The sequence below is a fragment of the Erwinia sp. CGal63 genome (genome assembly GCF_037026505.1).
Taxonomy (GTDB): domain Bacteria; phylum Pseudomonadota; class Gammaproteobacteria; order Enterobacterales; family Enterobacteriaceae; genus Erwinia.
On the sequence record NZ_JAKUMN010000003.1, the window covers coordinates 202,714 to 220,803 of the forward strand.

The following is an 18,090-nucleotide window of genomic DNA, read 5'->3' on the forward strand; positions in this document are numbered from 1 at the left end:
AAGGATTTTTTATGCCGATTCAGGTACTGCCGCCGCAGCTTGCCAACCAGATCGCCGCAGGCGAAGTGGTGGAGCGTCCGGCGTCGGTGGTGAAGGAACTGGTGGAGAACAGCCTGGATGCTGGCGCGACAAGGATAGATATCGAGATAGACAAGGGCGGCGCCAAACTGATCCGCATTCGCGATAACGGCTGCGGCATCAACAAAGCGGAGCTGGCGATGGCGCTGGCTCGCCATGCGACCAGTAAAATCACCACCCTCGACGATCTGGAAGCCATTATGACAATGGGCTTTCGCGGCGAGGCGCTGGCCAGTATCAGCTCCGTTTCCCGCCTGACGTTGACCTCGCGCACCGCTGACCAGGCTGAAGCCTGGCAGGCCTACGCGGAAGGGCGCGATATGGACGTCACCATCAAACCCGCCGCGCATCCGGTCGGCACCACGCTGGAAGTGTTGGATCTCTTCTATAACACGCCGGCCCGCCGTAAATTTATGCGCACGGAGAAAACCGAGTTTGCGCATATTGATGAAGTGATCCGCCGTATTGCGCTGGCAAGATTTGACGTGGCTTTCTCCCTGACCCACAACGGCAAGCTGATTCGCCAGTATCGCGGCGTCAGCGACAGCAAACAGCGCGAGCGCCGTCTAGGCGCTATCTGCGGCACCGCTTTCCTTAGCCACGCGCTGGCGATCGAGTGGCAACATGGCGATCTTGCACTGCAGGGCTGGGTGGCGGATCCGGCCGGCTCGCGCGCCGTCACCGAGCTGCAGTATTGCTATGTCAACGGACGTATGATGCGCGATCGCCTGATCAATCATGCGATCCGCCAGGCCTATCAGGACAAGCTGGGCGATCATCAGCCGGCCTATGTGCTCTATCTGACCATAGATCCGCATCAGGTGGATGTTAACGTGCATCCCGCCAAGCATGAGGTTCGTTTCCATCAGTCGCGGCTGGTGCACGACTTTATCTATCAGGGCGTGATTAGCGTGCTGCAGGAAACCGGCGGCGAAACGCTGCCGGGCATCGCCGCAGAAGAGCCAGCCGCACGCTGGCAGCCAGAGAACCGCCAGGCCGCTGGCGGCAACCATTTTTCCGCGCCCGCGCCGGGCAGAAGCGCTGGCGGCGGCAGAGAGAGCAGCGGCGAAAAAACGGCGAGCGGACGATATCAGGAACCCGGCCAGCAGAAATCAAGCGGCTGGCAGCAGCGGGAATCGGGGCAGCAGAAATCAGGCAGCTGGCAACATCAGGAGCCGGGCTACCAGAAAAAAGAGGGCGAGCTTTATCGTCAGCTGCTGCAAACGCCCGATCTGCCTGCCGCGCAGGAAGCTCAGCCGCGCCCGACAGAGAAAAAACCGTCTCGCGAGCAAGCTGGCACTGAAGCTTCGCTCAGTGCCCATAGCGAAAGTTTCGGCCGCGTGCTTACCGTGTTGCACAATGAATTCGCGCTGGTGGAATCCCGCGAGCGTCTGGCGTTGATTTCGCTGTGCGTCGCCGAGCGCTGGCTGAAACAGGCGCAGCTGGCGCCGGGCGAAGAGGGGCTGAAACCGCAGCCGCTGCTGATTCCGGTCAGAATGAAAGTCGCGAAACCCGAACGCGAAGCGTCGGGCCATCATGCGGCTTTATTAAAAAGAATGGGCGTAGAACTGGAAGCGGAAGGGCAGCACATCACGCTGCGCGCCGTACCTTTACCATTGCGCCAACAAAATTTACAAATCTTGATTCCAGAACTGTTAGGCTATCTTGCCGAACAGCCGGAGGTCTCTGTTACGCAGGTAGCGCAATGGTTAGCGCGTCATGCCGTAACCGATCGTCCGCACTGGAATCACTCGCAGGCGATTGCGCTGCTGGCCGAAGTCGAAAGGCTCTGTCCGCAGCTGATTAAAGCGCCGCCTTCCGGATTATTACAGTACGTTGAGACTGAACTGGCGATGAATGCCCTGAAGCATGAGTGACTTATCCACGGCTGGCCGGCCTAAGGCTATATTTTTGATGGGGCCTACGGCCTCCGGCAAGACGGCGCTGGCGATTGCCCTGCGTCAGCAGCTGCCGGTTGAGCTGATTAGCGTTGATTCCGCCCTGATTTATCGCGGCATGGATATCGGCACCGCCAAGCCCTCGGCAGAGGAGCTGCGGCTTGCGCCCCATCGTTTGCTGGACATTCGCGATCCCGCGGAAGCCTACTCGGCGGCGGAGTTCCGTCGCGATGCGCTGGCGGAAATGGCGGAGATTACCCAAAGCGGAAGGATTCCGCTGCTTGTTGGTGGCACCATGCTCTATTACAAGGCGTTGCTGGAAGGATTATCGCCGCTGCCCCCGGCCGATCCCGAGGTGCGCCAGCGTATAGAGCAAAGGGCGAGTGAAGAGGGCTGGGAAGCGCTTCACCGTCAATTATGTGAAATAGATCCCGTTGCCGGGAATCGTATTCATCCGAATGATCCCCAGAGACTCTCGCGAGCACTGGAAGTTTTTTTTATTTCAGGTAAAACTTTAACAGAACTGACGAAAACCGCTGGCGAAGCGTTGCCGTACGAGGTCGTGCAGTTCGCGATCGCCCCGCGGGAGCGCGAACTGATTCATCAGCGTATCGCGCTGCGCTTTCAGCAGATGTTGGCGTCAGGCTTTGAAGCGGAGGCTCGGGCACTTTTTGCACGAGGTGATTTGCATACGGACATGCCTTCCATTCGTTGTGTCGGTTATCGCCAGATGTGGTCATATCTGCAGGGCGAGATCGATTACGATGAAATGGTTTATCGGGGAATTTGCGCGACGCGGCAGTTGGCCAAGCGCCAGATAACCTGGCTGCGCGGCTGGAAGGATGTTCACTGGCTGGATAGCGAACAACCCGAGGCGGCGCTGGCGAACGTATTACAGGTTATTAGTGCGAAGGCCGGGTGATTGTGTACAATTGGTGCGTTATCGTGCGCAAATTTTTACGCAGTATTTCAGAGCGCAGGCTCTTAAGTAGTAAACAACAAGCATATAAGGAAAAGATAGAATGGCTAAGGGGCAATCATTGCAAGATCCGTTCTTGAACGCACTGCGTCGCGAACGTGTTCCGGTTTCGATTTATTTGGTGAATGGCATTAAACTGCAGGGTCAGATTGAATCATTTGACCAATTTGTAATTTTACTGAAAAACACGGTCAGCCAGATGGTTTACAAGCACGCTATCTCTACCGTTGTTCCGTCCCGTCCGGTCTCCCATCATAGCAACAACACGGGTGGCGGAAGCAGCAACTATCATCACGGTGGCAACAATCAGGGGGCTTCATCGCAGCCTCAGCAGGAAAGTGACGACGCAGAGTAATCGCTTTTCTTTCAGGACGGGTCAGCCCGTCCTGGCAATGACATGCCGACCCGCGCTTAGACGACGTTAAAGCGAAACGGGCACCGCGCCATAAACCTGTGGCGCAATCGTGCGTTTCGCACCTGATTTTAAGCAGTATGGCCATCGTAAAGCAGGTTCAACAAGGTTTCTGAGAGGTTTCAAGTTTGTTTGACCGTTATGATGCCGGTGAGCAGGCCGTACTGGTACACATCTATTTCTCCCAGGACAGAGATATGGAAGATCTACAGGAGTTTGAAACTCTTGTCTCTTCCGCTGGTGTCGAAGCATTACGCGTAGTTACCGGCAGCCGCAAGGCGCCACATCCGAAATATTTCGTTGGCGAAGGTAAAGCCACAGAGATAGCCGAGGCGGTTAAAGCCAGCGGTGCCTCTTTTGTGCTGTTCGATCACGCCCTGAGTCCGGCGCAGGAGCGCAACCTCGAGGCGCTGTGCCAGTGCCGCGTGATCGATCGTACCGGCCTGATTCTGGATATCTTCGCCCAGCGCGCGCGCACCCATGAAGGTAAGCTGCAGGTTGAGCTGGCCCAGCTGCGCCATCTCGCCACGCGACTGGTGCGCGGCTGGACCCACCTTGAACGCCAGAAAGGCGGCATCGGTCTGCGTGGGCCTGGCGAAACGCAGCTGGAGACCGACCGACGTCTGCTGCGCAACCGCATTACGCTTATTCTTTCTCGCCTGGAGAGAGTGGAAAAACAGCGCGAGCAGGGACGTCAGGCGCGCAACAAGGCCGATGTGCCCACGCTGTCGCTGGTCGGCTATACCAACGCCGGCAAATCCACGCTGTTTAACCGCATCACTTCCGCCGAAGTTTACGTCGCCAACCAGCTGTTCGCGACGCTGGATCCCACGCTGCGTCGGCTGGACGTGGCGGACGTGGGCGAAGTAGTGCTGGCGGATACCGTAGGGTTTATCCGCCATCTGCCGCACGACCTGGTCGCCGCCTTTAAGGCGACGCTGCAGGAGACGCGCCAGGCTACGCTGCTGCTACACGTCATCGACGCCGCCGATCTGCGCGTGGATGAAAACATCGAAGCCGTTGAAGAAGTGTTGGAAGAGATCGAAGCCAACGAGATTCCCACACTGCAAATAATGAATAAGATAGATGCGCTGGAAGGTTTCGAGCCGCGCATCGATCGCAACGAAGAGAACCTGCCCGTACGTGTCTGGCTTTCCGCGCAAACGGGCGAAGGCATTCCCTTGCTGTTCCAGGCGCTTACCGAGCGGCTGGCAGGCGAGATTGCGCAGTATGATTTGCGGCTGCCGCCGGAAGCGGGGCGGCTGCGCAGTCGTTTTTATCAGTTGCAGGCGATAGAGAAAGAGTGGAATGAAGATGACGGCAGCGTAGGGCTACAGGTGCGCATGCCCATCGTTGACTGGCGCCGCCTGTGTAAACAGGAGCCGGAGCTGGTGGATTATATTGTTTAACGCCCGACTCGCGTATCCCGGCTCTGGGATAACACCGCATACACAATAAATGGAGCAGAAACATGGCGTGGAATCAGCCCGGGAATAACGGACAGGACCGCGACCCGTGGGGGAGCAGCAATAATCAAGGCGGCAACTCCGGGGGAAACAAAGGAGGGCGCGATAAAGGGCCTCCTGATTTGGATGATATTTTCCGCAAGCTGAGCAAAAAGCTTGGCGGCTTTGGCGGTAGCGGTAACGGCAACGGCCAGCCGACTACGGGTCGCGGCGGCCGCCTGATTGGGATTGTCGCGGTCGCCGCCGTGGTTATCTGGGCGGGCAGCGGTTTCTATACGATCAAAGAAGCGGAACGCGGCGTGGTGACACGCTTTGGTAAATTCAGCCATTTGGTGGAGCCGGGCCTGAACTGGAAACCGACCTTTATCGATCAGGTTCGCGCCGTTAACGTTGAGGCGGTACGCGAACTGGCCGCGTCTGGCACCATGCTGACCTCCGATGAGAACGTGGTACGCGTCGAGATGAACGTCCAGTATCGCGTCACCAATCCGGAACGCTATCTGTTTGCGGTCACCAGCGCGGACGACAGTCTGCGTCAGGCAACGGACAGCGCGCTGCGCGGCGTCATTGGGCGCTCCACCATGGATCGCATTCTGACCGAAGGCCGTACCGTGGTGCGTAGCGATACCCAGCGCGAGCTGGAAGAGACGATTCGCCCGTACGATATGGGCATCACGCTGCTGGACGTCAACTTCCAGGCCGCTCGTCCGCCGGAAGAGGTGAAAGCAGCTTTTGATGACGCTATTGCCGCTCGCGAAAACCGTGAGCAGTACGTGCGTGAAGCGGAAGCCTACGCCAATGAGGTACAGCCGCGTGCCAACGGTCAGGCGCAGCGTATTCTGGAAGAAGCGCGCGCTTACAAAACCCGTATCGTGCTGGAAGCGCAGGGTGAAGTGGCTCGTTTCGCCAAGCTGCTGCCGGAATATAAAGCCGCGCCGGAAATTACTCGCGAACGCCTCTATATCGAAACGATGGAGCGCGTGCTCAGCCATACCCGTAAGGTGCTGGTTAACGACAAAGGCAACAATCTGATGGTGCTGCCGCTGGATCAGCTGATGCGGGGCCAGAGCGCCGCGCCGTCGGCGGGTCAGGAGAGCGGCAACCTGCTGCGTCTGCCGCCAGCCTCGGGCAACAACACGCGCGCCAGCAACGGCTCGTCGTTCAGCCCGGACAGCATTATGGATCAGCGTCGGGTGAATGCTCAGCGTAACGACACCCAGCGCGAAGGGAGAGATTAAGGATGCGTAAGCCATTAATCGTGGTACTAATTGTGGTGCTGGTGGCGCTTTACGCGTCGCTGTTTGTGGTGCAGGAAGGCCAGCGCGGCATTGTGATGCGCTTTGGCAAGGTTCTGCGCGACGACGAAAATAAACCGCTGGTTTACGAGCCGGGTCTGCACTTCAAGGTGCCGTTCCTGGAGTCGGTTAAGACGCTGGACGCGCGCCTGCAGACGATGGATAACCAGGCCGATCGCTTCGTTACCAAAGAGAAGAAAGATCTGATCGTGGACTCCTATATCAAATGGCGCATCAGCGACTTTAGCCGCTACTATCTGGCTACCGGCGGCGGCGACGTTTCCCAGGCGGAAGTGCTGCTGAAGCGTAAATTCAGCGACCGTCTGCGCTCCGAAATCGGTCGCCTGGACGTGAAGGATATCGTGACCGATTCGCGTGGACGTCTGACTACCGACGTGCGCGACGCCCTGAATACCGGCAGCGCCGGCCAGGATGACGAAATCGCCACGCCTGCGGCAGACGACGCTATCGCTTCCGCAGCGGCCAGGGTAGAGCGCGAAACCAGCAGCAAAGAGCCTGCGGTGAACCCGAACAGTATGGCCGCGCTGGGGATTCAGGTCGTGGATGTGCGCATCAAGCAGATTAACCTGCCGACCGAAGTCTCCGATGCCATCTATAACCGTATGCGCGCCGAGCGTGAAGCCGTTGCCCGTAGCCAGCGTTCACAGGGCCAGGAAGAGGCGGAAAAACTGCGCGCGGCGGCGGATTATGAAGTTACCCGCACGCTGGCGGAAGCGCAGCGTACCGCGCTGATGACGCGCGGTGAAGGCGATGCGGAAGCCGCGAAGCTGTTTGCCGACGCTTTCAGCCAGGATCCGGACTTCTATGCCTTTATCCGCAGCCTGCGCGCCTATGACAGCAGCTTTAACAGCAGTCAGGACGTGATGGTGCTCAGCCCGGACAGCGACTTCTTCCGCTTTATGCAGTCGCCTTCGAAAGCCACGCGCTAACCGCTGTTTTTACTCAGAAGCCGGGAAAGTTTCCCGGCTTTTTTTATGGTTATTTGTCGGTTAGTTCTGATTTACATCGCCTGTTTTTTAATGAGCATCCGCCCTAAAATGTGATTATTCCGCATTTTATTTCTTTGCGTTGACGTCCGCTTTGGCTTTGTGTAGCCTTTTTTTCTTAATTCAGGAAACAGTTAATTCTGTTAATAAATTAAGCATGATGGATCGCCTCTGCGCCATTTTCATTCTGTTGACCGCTTTTATGGATTAAATAAACGGGTTAACTCAACAGGAAGTGGCGCTAATAACAGGATAAATGGAAATGGATTCCTCCAGAAAAACACGCTGTGTTTTTTATTCCCATGACACGATGGGATTCGGTCATATTCGCCGGAATATGTTGCTCAGCCAGTCAATAACGGCAGCCTGCCCTGAGGCGGAAATCTTACTTATTTCCGGGGTGCGCGAGGCTGGCGCATTTACGCTGCCGCCCGGCGCAGACAGCCTGATATTACCTTCATGGTACAAAACCGCCGAGGGAAAATATCGTCCCCGGGCGCTGGGCAAAAAGATTAAACCGCTGGTCAAACTGCGTGCGCAAATAATTTATGCGGCGATCAACGCCTTCTCTCCCGATATTATGATTGTGGACAACGTTCCACGAGGCGCCATGCGCGAACTCGACCTCAGCCTGCCGCTGCTGGCCGCAAGGAAAACGCATCTGGTGCTGGGGCTGCGCGATATTCTGGACGAGCCTGAGGCGGTAAGACAGCAGTGGCTAAAGCAGGATAACAGCGCGGCTATTGGCGAGTTCTATTCCGCTATCTGGGTCTATGGCGACAAAAGACTTTATGATTCAGGCGAAGAGTACGGTTTCGATGCCGTGGTTAAAAACAAAATGCGCTTCACCGGCTATCTTGACGCAACGCGCCGACTGCAAACGCCGCACGATAATGACGCCGTCGCGCCAGTAGCTCAGCCCTATGCGCTTTGCGTCGTGGGCGGCGGTCAGGATGGGTTTCGCCTGGCAGAGAGTTTTATCAGCGCCAGGCTGCCCGCCGGCATGAGCGGTATGCTGGTAACCGGATCGATGATGCCGGAGGCGCAGCGGCTGCAACTTAAGCGGCTTGCCGCCATTTTCCCGGAAAAGCGCATCGTGGAGTTCGTGGCGGAGCCGCTTAAGCTGCTGCGCAACGCCAGCCGCGTGGTCGCGATGGGCGGCTACAACACGCTGACGGAAATTCTGACTTTTCATAAAACGGCGCTGATCGTCCCGCGCGTTTCGCCTCGTCAGGAACAGTGGATTAGGGCGAGCAGGCTGGCTGACATGGGACTGGTCGACGTCCTGCATCCTGACAGCCTGACGCCGCAGCGGCTCAGCGACTGGCTCGCGCAGCCGAGGCACTTTAGCGATCCCCGTGAGAAGCTCAGTTTCGACGGCCTGGAACAGGTTGCCGCCAGCGTCAGAGAGGCGGTCGGTCAGGCAAGGGTCAGGGAGAGCATTTCATGGCATTGAATTCGTTACGCGTCGGCTACGTGCTGAAGCGCTACCCGCGTTTTTCAGAAACCTTTATCGTCAACGAGATTCTGGCGCACGAACGTGCCGGGCTCAGCCTTGCTATCTTCGCGCTGGGGCCGGTGATGGAGTCGCATTTTCAGCCCGATATCGGCGCGGTCAAAGCGCCGGTGATTCGCATGACGGATAAGCAGCGCAACGTCGAGCAGTTCTGGAACCTGGTGAACGAGGGCATGAAAGCGCTGCCGAATTTTGCGGCGCGGCTGGAAGAAGAGCGGGAGCAGAACGTGCATGAACTGGCGCAGGCCATCGGGCTGGCGCTGGAGGTTCGGCAGCGTCAGCTTCAGCATTTGCATGCACACTTCGGTACCCAGGCCGCTACGGTGGCGCGCCTGGCCGCGAAGTTCAGCGAGGTCAGCTGGAGCTTTACCGCCCATGCGAAAGATATCTATTACCGCTATGAAACGGATATCCAGCTGGCCCGTAAAATCCGGGAAGCCAGCCATGTGGTAACCGTGTCCGATTATAATCTCGCCTGGCTGTGCGAACGCTACGGCGGCGATCGGCGAAAAGTGAGTCGGCTTTATAACGGGCTGGATTTGCGCCAGTTTCCCTGGCTCTCGCCGCACAGGCGTCCGGCGCATATTCTGGGCGTTGGACGTCTGGTGGCCAAAAAGGGGTTTCGCGTATTGATTGCCGCGCTGGCGCGGCTACAGGCCAAAGCGATTCCGTTTCGCTGTACGCTGATCGGCGACGGGTCGGAGCGGGAAGCGCTGGAGGCCGCGGTCATTGCCGGTGAGCTACAGGAAAAAGTGACCTTTACCGGGATACTGCCGCGTCAGGAAGTGGCAGCCATTATTCAGGAGAGCGCGATGGTGGTCGCGCCCTGCGTGATTAGCGAAGATGGCGATCGCGACGGCCTGCCAACCGTGCTGGTGGAAGCGATGGCGCTGGGCACGCCGGTGATCTCAACTCAGGTCGCAGGCATTCCCGAGCTGGTCATCAATGGACAAACCGGCCTGTGCGTCACGCCCGGCAGCGACAGCGAACTGGCCGAGGCGATGGCGATGTTGCTGAGCGGCCAGGATCTGCGGGAAAAGCTGGCGCGGCAGGCGCGTAAAACGATCGTTCGCGATTACGATGCCGATCGTAACAGCGGCAGACTGCGCGAAATATTTACTCTGAAGCAGAAATGAGTTCTGCGTTTCAAAAAAGGATTTTTCACCCATGCGAATTGCCTTCATCTGTGCAGATGGCGGGATCCCCGTTTTTGGTTGCAAAGGCGCCTCCGTTCATATTCAGGAAGTCCTGCGCGCGCTGTTGAGAGAGGGCGCGGAGATTGTACTTTTCGCCCGCCGTCTCGCTACGCCGCCGGAGGATCTGCAAAAGGTCAAACTGGTCGCGCTGGAACCGCTGCCGGCCGGTGACGCGCGGGTGCGCGCGGAAGCGGCGCTGGCCGCCAACGCGCAACTGGAGCAGGCGCTGCAGGCGGAAGGGCCGTTCGATCTGGTCTATGAGCGCTACTCGCTGTGGAGCTTCGCCGGTCTGGTGTATGCGCATCGGCAGGGCTGGCGTACGATACTGGAAGTCAATGCGCCGCTGATTGAGGAACAAAGGCGCTACCGCGAGCTGGTGGCGGAGCGCCAGGCTGTCGGGGTGTTGAAAAAGCTGCTTGCCAGCGCCACGGCCGTGATTGCGGTATCGCCGGGCGTGAAAAAGTGGCTGACCGGTTTTACCGGTTCCGCTGAACGCATTCACGTTATCGCCAACGGCGTCGATCCGCTGCGTTTTATGCCTGCGCCCGCGCCGCAGCCGGGCGAGGCGCAGGACGCGGTCACTATCGGTTTTGTGGGTACGTTAAAACCCTGGCACGGCGTGGAAACCCTGGTGGAGGCTTTTGCGCTGCTGCAGCTGCAAAGGCCGGACGTCTGGCTGCTGATCGTCGGCGACGGGCCGCAGCGGCAGAAATTGCAGAAAATGGTGCAGTCCAGATCGATCTCCGGCGTCGCTTTTGCCGGCGCCGTCGATCCGGCCACGGTGCCGGACTGGCTGAGCAGAATGGATATTGCCGTCGCGCCCTATCCGCAGCTGGCGGACTTCTATTTTTCACCGCTGAAAATCTATGAATATATGGCGGCGCAGCTGCCGGTAGTCGCTACGCGCGTCGGCCACCTGTCCGAGGTCATCAACCACGGCGTAACAGGGCTGCTGGTGCCGCCGGACGATCCGCTGGCGCTGTGCGCCTCGCTGCGTCAGCTGGTGGATGAGCCACAGCTGCGCAGGCGCCTGGGCGAGGCTGCCCGCCGCTTTGTGGCCGAGCATCACAGCTGGGATCGAGTGGCGAGGGAGATCCTGCGGATAGCGTTCCAGCCGTCGGGGAGCGCGCCGTAATGCGCCTGCCGTGGCTGCGGGTCGCTTCCCGCTTTTCTCCCTGGCTGCGCCAGCAGCGCGGCCTGATCCTGCGCTCGCTGCTTTTCCTGCTGCTGGCGACGGGCACGCGCCTGCTGGAGCCGTGGCCGCTGGCGTTTATTATCGACGATCTGCTGACGCAGCATACCGTGCCGGTCGAAGGCAAGCTGGATAGCCTGGTAGCGCAGCTCAGCGTGGAGAAGCTGCTGCTGCTCTGCGCCGCCAGCGTGATCCTGATTGCTGCCGTTAAGGCCGGGCTGAGCTATCTGAGCACTATTGGTCTTGCGATCGCCGGCAGCCGGATCATCAGTATGCTGCGTCTGGCGCTGTTTCATCATCTGCAGAGCCTGTCGCTGAGCTTTCACCGGCAGGCGAAGACCGGCGATCTCACTACCCGGCTGATTAACGATATCGGAATGCTGCGTGAGGCGATTATCACGGCGATGGTGCCGATGCTGGCCAATATCCTGATCCTGACCGGCATGTTCAGCATGATGCTCTATATCAACTGGGAGCTGACGCTGCTGTCGCTGCTGCTGATGCCGTTGCTGCTGTTCAGCACCCGCAGCACCAGCGAAAAGGTGCATAAGGTCAGCCGCGATCAGCGCAAGCGGGAAGGCGCGCTGGCCGCCAGCGCCGCCGAGTTCCTCGGCGCCATTGGCGTGGTACAGGCGCTGTCGCTGGAGCCGGTCGCGGCCAGCAGTTTCGCCGCCGACGACGGGAAAAGCCTGCAGCAGAACGTTCGCTCCCGCCGCCTGCTGGCCGGGCTGGAGCGCAAGGTCGATCTGATTATCGCTTTCGCCACCGCGATAGTGCTCTATTACGGCGCGAGCGAAGTGTTAAAAAGCCGCATGTCGCCGGGCGATCTGCTGATATTCGTCTCCTACCTTAAAAATTCGTTCCGGCCGGTACGCGAATACGCCAAATATGCGGGTCGCCTGTCGAAGGCGCTGGCGGCGGGCGAACGCATCACCGGCCTGATGGATGTGCAGCCTGAGATCACCGATCGCCCCGACGCGCGAACATTAAGCCTCGTGCGCGGCGAGATCTGCTGCGAAAACCTCTGCTTCAGCTATCGCGGCCCGAAAGCGCGCGGCACGCTGCGCCACGTCAGCTTTCACCTTAGCCCCGGCGAGTCGCTGGCTATCGTCGGGCCTTCCGGCACCGGCAAGTCCACGCTGCTCAGCCTGCTGCTGCGGCTGTACGATCCGCAGGCGGGCCGCATCCTGCTCGACGGTCAGGATCTGCGGCACTGCACGATTAAAAGCGTGCGGGAAAACATCAGCTATGTGCCGCAGGACAGCCTGCTGTTCGGCCTGAGCGTACGGGAAAATATCGCGATGGCGGCGCTGCATGAGGTCACGGACGAACAGGTTTACGCCGCGGCCAGGCTGGCGCGAGCGCACGATTTCATCATGCGGCTGCCGCAGGGTTACGACACCGTGCTCAGCGAAAGAGGCAATTCGCTTTCCGGCGGCCAGCGACAGCGCATCGCCATCGCGCGCGCCGCCATCAGGCGAAGCCCGGTACTGCTGTTGGATGAGCCGGGCACCGGACTGGACAGCGAAAGCGAACATCTGCTGATCGACGCGCTGCTGCAACTCATGGCCGATCGCACCACGATTATCGTGACGCACAATCTCTCTTTCGCCGCGCGGGCGCAGCGGATCCTCGTGATGGAAGAGGGCGAGATCGTGGAGCAGGGAACGCATAAGGCGCTGCTGGTCAGCCAGGGACGCTACGCCCAGCTTTGGGCGCTACAGCAAAGCAACAACAGGGACGTATCTTATGCTACAGGATAAAGACGTCGAGCTGGCGCAGCGAGATCGCGATCTGCCGGGACTGGCGGCGCTGCTTGATCATGACCTTCTTACGGAAAAGCTGCGCGCTTTACCGCCTTTTGCCGGGCTGCGCTCGCTCAGCATCGACTATCTACGCTATAAACCCGGCACCAGCTGCGTCGCCACGCTGATCCTGAAGCTGGCCGACGGGCAGCGATGCCATCTTGCCGCCAAAGCGCTGACGCTGGCGCGGTTTGAGGTTTCCTGGCGCCATCCCAAACGGCAAAAGCTGGTGATCGAAAAAGATCCCTTCGCGCCGCTGGCGATCCCGGCGCTGGGGATCATCCTGAGCTATCCGCAGCACGATCGGGAACTTTGCCTCTCTTTGCTTAACGCTTCGCCAGAGCGTGATGCACAGCTGCGTCGCTGGCTGCCGGAGATAGCGCAAGAGGCGCACCTTGAGCTGAAGATTCTGCGCTACAAGCCGGAGCGTCGGCTGCTGGCGCTGCTGAGCTGCGACGGCAAACCCTGGGCCACGCTGCGCTTTGCCAGCGCGGAACGCTTTGCGGCGATGCTGACGGGCAACCAGCTGGGTCACGCCACCGGCGAGATCGCGCTGCTGGCGACGCTGCCCAAACTTCGGTTGCTGATCGTGCGCTGGGTTGAGGGCCACACGCTCTGTCCGGAGCAGGGCGGCAGCCTGCCGGAACAGGATGTTTATCAACTGGGACGCCGGCTGGCAGACGTGCATCGTCTGAAACTGACGCTGCCCGAAGCGCCGCCGCGAAGCGGCATTGAGGAAGCCGGACAGGTACTGAACACACTGCGCGCCGTTATTCCCGATCGGGTTGTTTTGTTTACCGGGCTGCTGCACAGGCTGCAGCAAAAGCTGGCGAATCATCCGCTGCAAAGCGTAGCGAGTCACGGCGATTTCACTTTCGATCAGGTTGTCAGGCGCGCGGCGGATAACCGGCTACAGCTTATTGACTGGGACAGGGGCAGAGCCGGCGATCCCGCAGCCGATCTGGCGACCTTTCAGGCCAGGCTGGAGCTGCAGGTGATTGAAAAAACCCTGACGCCTTTACAGGCCAGCCGGGCCATCGCCGCGCTTCATGCGGGCTATCGGCGGCAGCGCGGCGAGCTTCCTTTATCGCTTGCCGATTTTACGGCGCTGGCGCTGCTGCAGCTGGCCGCCGAACCTTTCCGCAAGCGCGCCACGGAGTGGCCGCAGCAGATTATTTTGCTGCTGCAGCGCGTCGAACAGCTGATGGCGCAAAGCGAGCCGTCGGTGGAAGACAGGTTCACGGCGGCGCTGTCCGGGTTGTTGAACAGCGATCGCATGGCGGAGCCGCTGCGTCAGGCGCTGAGCTTGCCTGCATCGGCCACGCTGGCGGAAGCGACGCTGCTTACCAGCAAGCCCGGCCGCCGCGCGGTGCTGGCGTATCGCTGGCGGTCAGCGCCGGACGACCTGAGGGTTATTGGTAAGTACCGGCAGAAAGGATTCGATCCGCACGGCTTTAATGTCCAGCAGGCGCTGTGGCACGACGGTTTTCGCGGCGACAGCGAGGTTATCGTGCCTGAACCGCTGGCCGCGCTTGCGGAGAAAAAACTCTGGCTGCAGCGGCAGGTTGCGGGCCAGCGCGTTACGGAGACGCTGATTGCGGGCGACAATCGGCTGGCGGCGACCGGCGCGCTTGTTGGCAGGGCGCTGGCCAGGCTGCAGCACAGCCGCGCCGCGCTGCGCGCCGTGGCGGGCAAAAGCTGGACGGTCGATGATGAACTGGCGATGCTGCGGCAGCAGCTGACGCAGGCTGCCGCCGCACGACCAGCCTGGGCGGAGAGGATCGCCAGCGTCAGCCGGGCCTGCGTACAGCTGGCCTCCACGCTGACGCCTTCAGCCAGCTGGTTGCTGCATCGCGATTTTTATCCGGCTCAGCTGCTGCTGGCGTCCGCGCGATCGGGTCAGCTTGCCGTGCTGGATTTCGATCTCGCGGCGATTGGGCCGCCGTCTCTGGATGCGGGCAACTACGTTGCCCATCTTCGCGAGCAGGCGCTGCGCGACTATGGCGCTCCCGATGCGCTGGTCGCTCATGAAGACGCTTTTGTGGATGCCTGGCTGGCGGCGTCGACAGACGCCGATATCGCCAATCTCAGCATCTTTACCACGCTGGCGCTGGCGCGTCATATCGCAATCAGCCTGCTGTTTCCGGGACGCCATCACACCACGGAAGCGCTGCTGAGCCTGTGCGAACGCCGCCTGAAACGTCTGCCTGAATGGGAGACGCGCTGATGAAGACGCGCGGCGCATCCCTCTGTTGTCTGCTCTGTGTGTTCTCGCTGGCCGGTCGGGCGGAGCCGCCAACGCCCGAAGGGCCGATAACTTTTCATCTGCGGGCGATTTATGAAGCGAAAGAGTTAAAGAACAGCAAGCTTCGCTATGGCGAGGATCGCAGCAACAAAATTCAGACCGAGCCGACTCTGCGGCTGAACGTTCGCGGTTTTAAGGGCGAGCCGATTTCTTTTTTCAGCGAGCTGGAGTTTATTCAAAAAAGAAAGCGTCAGACGGGCAGCGCGCCCACTACTACGGACACGCTGAACTTCAATCAGCTTTGGCTGCGTTTTGACGAATCCTTATTGCCGGACACCGATCTGCGGCTGGGGCGCTGGCTGCTGCGTGATGAGCGTGAATGGCTGATCGATGAAAACGTGGATGGCGTTTACGCGCGCTTCGGCGACAGGCTGAAAACAGAAGTGGGCGCCGGCCGCATCAACTACTGGCAGCGCAATCTGCTGGATAGCGACACGCGCGGCGATAAAACCAATCTGCTGATGCTGTTCTCACGCTACAAAATGGATGACTACTGGCGCATCGGCGGCTACGCCTTCTGGCAATACAACCGCGCGACGGAAAGCGGGCGTCAGCTCAATGTTGGTCTGCGCTCTTATTCTCCGCCGCGGCAGGCCTTCAGCCACTGGCTGGATATCGGCGCGGTGCGGGGGCAAAAAGATGAGCAGAAATTGCGCGGCTACGCGCTGGATAGCGGCGTCACCTGGACGTATCAGCCGCTGCCGCTGCGTCCACGACTGACGCTGGGCTACGCCTGGGGCAGCGGTGACGACGACAGCGGCGACGGCGTCTCTCGACGTTATCGCCAGACCGGACAGCAGGGAAATGAAACCTGGCTCGGCGGCGAAACCAAATACAAGCTCTATGGCGATACGCTCGATCCCGAACTGAGCAATATGCATATTTTTACCGCAGGTATCGGCATCAGCCCGACCAGTCAGACTTCGCTTGATTTTATTTACCACTACTATCGCCAGCATCGGCTGGCGGCGCTGGTAAAAAACAGCACGGAACTGGATCCGAAATACGATCGCCTGACCACCAAAACGCTGGGATCGGCGTTGGATATCGTGGCGGGTTGGCGAATCAACCCGCACGTGAAGCTCGAGGCCAGCGCCGCCTGGTTTGCTCCATCCTCGCGTTTTTATTCGGGTTCCGGACGTCGCAGCGCGCGCGCCAGCAGCGCCAGTTCGTGGTGGCTGAAAGCAGAGGTGCGATTTTAACGGCTGAACATGAATTCTTTCATTTTCCCGGTCAACCCGGTAAAAAGCCGTGGCATACTACGGCTCTTTTTCCCGGATAGTTATTTATGAATGCAACTGTGTGGCTGGCACTGGCGTTAGTGCTGATTTTAGAAGGAATTGGCCCGATGCTGCTGCCGCGCATCTGGCGGCGTTTCGTGCTGACGATGGCGCAGACGCCTGACCGACTGCTGCGGCGTTTCGGCGGCGGTCTGGTGGTGGCTGGCGTGGTGATTTGGTATATGGTCAGCGTACACGGCGGTCGCTGACGGACGAAAAAGCGCCCGTCGCGGTCGGCCCGCGCGACGGGGAAAAAAGTACGCAAACGTGTGCTAAAAGAGCTGAAAGACGTGTTTTACGGTGGTAGAATCCATTTTTAAGCAATCGGTGATTTTAGAAATGGGTAAGAACGTCGTCGTACTGGGCACCCAATGGGGTGACGAAGGTAAAGGAAAGATTGTTGACCTGCTGACCGAACGTGCGAAATACGTGGTTCGCTATCAGGGTGGTCATAACGCTGGCCATACGCTGGTCATCAACGGTGAAAAAACCGTCCTCCACTTAATTCCCTCTGGTATTCTGCGTGAAAACGTTACCAGCATCATCGGCAACGGTGTGGTGCTTTCTCCGGCCGCGCTGATGAAAGAGATGAAGGGTCTGGAAGATCGCGGCTTTCCGGTACGCGACCGCCTGTTTATCTCCGAAGCCTGTCCGCTGATCCTCGAATATCACGTCGCGCTGGACGTGGCGCGTGAAAAAGCACGCGGCGCGAAAGCGATCGGCACTACCGGTCGCGGCATCGGCCCGGCTTATGAAGATAAAGTCGCCCGTCGCGGTCTGCGCGTTGGCGATCTCTTTAACAAAGAAACCTTTGCCGCCAAGCTGAAAGAAGTGATGGACTATCATAACTTCCAGCTGGTGAACTTCTATAAAGAAGAAGCGGTCGACTACGACAAAGTGCTGAACGATATCATGGCGATCGCCGATATCCTGACCGGCATGGTAGTGGACGTTTCCGAGCTGCTGGACGGCGCGCGTAAGAAAGGCGAGCTGATCATGTTCGAAGGCGCGCAGGGTACGCTGCTGGATATCGATCACGGCACCTATCCGTACGTGACCTCTTCCAACACCACCGCTGGCGGCGTCGCAACCGGCTCCGGCATCGGCCCGCGCTATGTCGATTACGTGCTGGGCATCGTGAAAGCCTACTCCACCCGCGTCGGCGCAGGCCCGTTCCCGACCGAGCTGTTTGACGAAACCGGCGAGTTCCTGTGTAAGCAGGGCAACGAGTTCGGCGCCACCACCGGCCGTCGTCGTCGTACCGGCTGGCTGGATGCGGTCGCGGTACGCCGCGCGGTGCAGATCAACTCCCTGTCCGGCTTCTGCATGACCAAGCTGGACGTGCTGGATGGCCTGAAAGAGGTGAAGATCTGCGTCGCCTATCGTATGCCGGACGGCCGTGAAGTGACCACCACGCCGCTGGCGGCAGAAGGCTGGGAAGGCATTGAGCCGATTTACGAAACCCTGCCAGGCTGGAGCGAAAGCACCTTCGGCGTGAAAACGCTGGAAGGCCTGCCGCAGGCGGCGCGCGACTATATCAGGCGCGTGGAAGAAGTGACCGGCGTGCCGGTGGACATCATCTCTACGGGCCCTGACCGTAGCGAAACGATGATCCTGCGTGACCCTTTTGACGCATAAGATGTTATCCAGGCCGGGCATTG

14 protein-coding genes are annotated in these 18,090 nt (G+C 59.5%); all 14 read left to right on the forward strand.

Features of this window, described 5'->3' with window-relative positions:
* The first annotated feature begins 11 nt into the window (after positions 1-11).
* The 14 genes from mutL to MKZ79_RS12295 all read left to right on the forward strand — a co-directional run bounded on the left by mutL (position 12) and on the right by MKZ79_RS12295 (position 18,067).
* The gene (gene mutL / locus MKZ79_RS12230; protein WP_336142560.1) at positions 12-1,955 is read left to right on the forward strand and encodes a DNA mismatch repair endonuclease MutL; all 1,944 of its coding nucleotides are present in this window, start codon (positions 12-14) and stop codon (positions 1,953-1,955) included.
* Positions 1,948-2,898 (forward strand): tRNA (adenosine(37)-N6)-dimethylallyltransferase MiaA, encoded by a 951-nt coding sequence (gene miaA, locus MKZ79_RS12235; RefSeq protein ID WP_336142561.1) that lies wholly within the window; start codon positions 1,948-1,950, stop codon positions 2,896-2,898. The genes mutL and miaA overlap by 8 nt, the downstream gene beginning before the upstream one ends.
* 100 nt (positions 2,899-2,998) lie before the next feature.
* Entirely contained in the window at positions 2,999-3,310 is a 312-nt protein-coding gene (gene hfq / locus MKZ79_RS12240) for an RNA chaperone Hfq (protein ID WP_336142562.1), read from the forward strand.
* A 185-nt stretch (positions 3,311-3,495) separates the two neighbouring features.
* Positions 3,496-4,776, forward strand: a complete 1,281-nt coding sequence (gene hflX / locus MKZ79_RS12245) for a ribosome rescue GTPase HflX (protein ID WP_336142565.1) — start codon at positions 3,496-3,498, stop codon at positions 4,774-4,776.
* Positions 4,777-4,838: 62 nt separating this feature from the next.
* Entirely contained in the window at positions 4,839-6,071 is a 1,233-nt protein-coding gene (gene hflK / locus MKZ79_RS12250; RefSeq protein WP_336142566.1) for an FtsH protease activity modulator HflK, read from the forward strand.
* Between the two features lie 2 nt (positions 6,072-6,073).
* On the forward strand, positions 6,074-7,078 hold the full coding sequence (gene hflC, locus MKZ79_RS12255) for a protease modulator HflC (protein ID WP_336142568.1): 1,005 nt from the start codon (positions 6,074-6,076) through the stop codon (positions 7,076-7,078).
* A gap of 319 nt (positions 7,079-7,397) precedes the next feature.
* A complete protein-coding gene (locus MKZ79_RS12260) occupies positions 7,398-8,591 on the forward strand; it encodes a glycosyltransferase family protein (protein ID WP_336142572.1) in 1,194 nt (397 codons plus the stop codon).
* Complete coding sequence (locus MKZ79_RS12265) at positions 8,582-9,787, forward strand: glycosyltransferase family 4 protein (protein ID WP_336142574.1); 1,206 nt, start codon at positions 8,582-8,584, stop codon at positions 9,785-9,787. The genes MKZ79_RS12260 and MKZ79_RS12265 overlap by 10 nt, the downstream gene beginning before the upstream one ends.
* Before the next feature lie 31 nt (positions 9,788-9,818).
* A complete protein-coding gene (locus MKZ79_RS12270) occupies positions 9,819-10,982 on the forward strand; it encodes a glycosyltransferase family 4 protein (RefSeq protein WP_336142575.1) in 1,164 nt (387 codons plus the stop codon).
* On the forward strand, positions 10,982-12,802 hold the full coding sequence (locus MKZ79_RS12275) for an ABC transporter ATP-binding protein (protein WP_336142577.1): 1,821 nt from the start codon (positions 10,982-10,984) through the stop codon (positions 12,800-12,802). The genes MKZ79_RS12270 and MKZ79_RS12275 overlap by 1 nt, the downstream gene beginning before the upstream one ends.
* The gene (locus MKZ79_RS12280) at positions 12,789-15,071 is read left to right on the forward strand and encodes a phosphotransferase family protein (RefSeq protein WP_336142578.1); all 2,283 of its coding nucleotides are present in this window, start codon (positions 12,789-12,791) and stop codon (positions 15,069-15,071) included. The genes MKZ79_RS12275 and MKZ79_RS12280 overlap by 14 nt, the downstream gene beginning before the upstream one ends.
* Positions 15,071-16,351, forward strand: a complete 1,281-nt coding sequence (locus MKZ79_RS12285; RefSeq protein ID WP_336142580.1) for an alginate export family protein — start codon at positions 15,071-15,073, stop codon at positions 16,349-16,351. The genes MKZ79_RS12280 and MKZ79_RS12285 overlap by 1 nt, the downstream gene beginning before the upstream one ends.
* An 86-nt stretch (positions 16,352-16,437) precedes the next feature.
* A complete protein-coding gene (locus tag MKZ79_RS12290; protein WP_336142582.1) occupies positions 16,438-16,638 on the forward strand; it encodes a DUF2065 domain-containing protein in 201 nt (66 codons plus the stop codon).
* A 130-nt stretch (positions 16,639-16,768) separates the two neighbouring features.
* Positions 16,769-18,067 carry an adenylosuccinate synthase gene (locus tag MKZ79_RS12295; RefSeq protein WP_336142583.1) on the forward strand — a complete coding sequence of 433 codons (1,299 nt, stop codon included), beginning with the start codon at positions 16,769-16,771 and terminating at the stop codon, positions 18,065-18,067.
* The last annotated feature ends 23 nt before the right edge of the window (positions 18,068-18,090 follow it).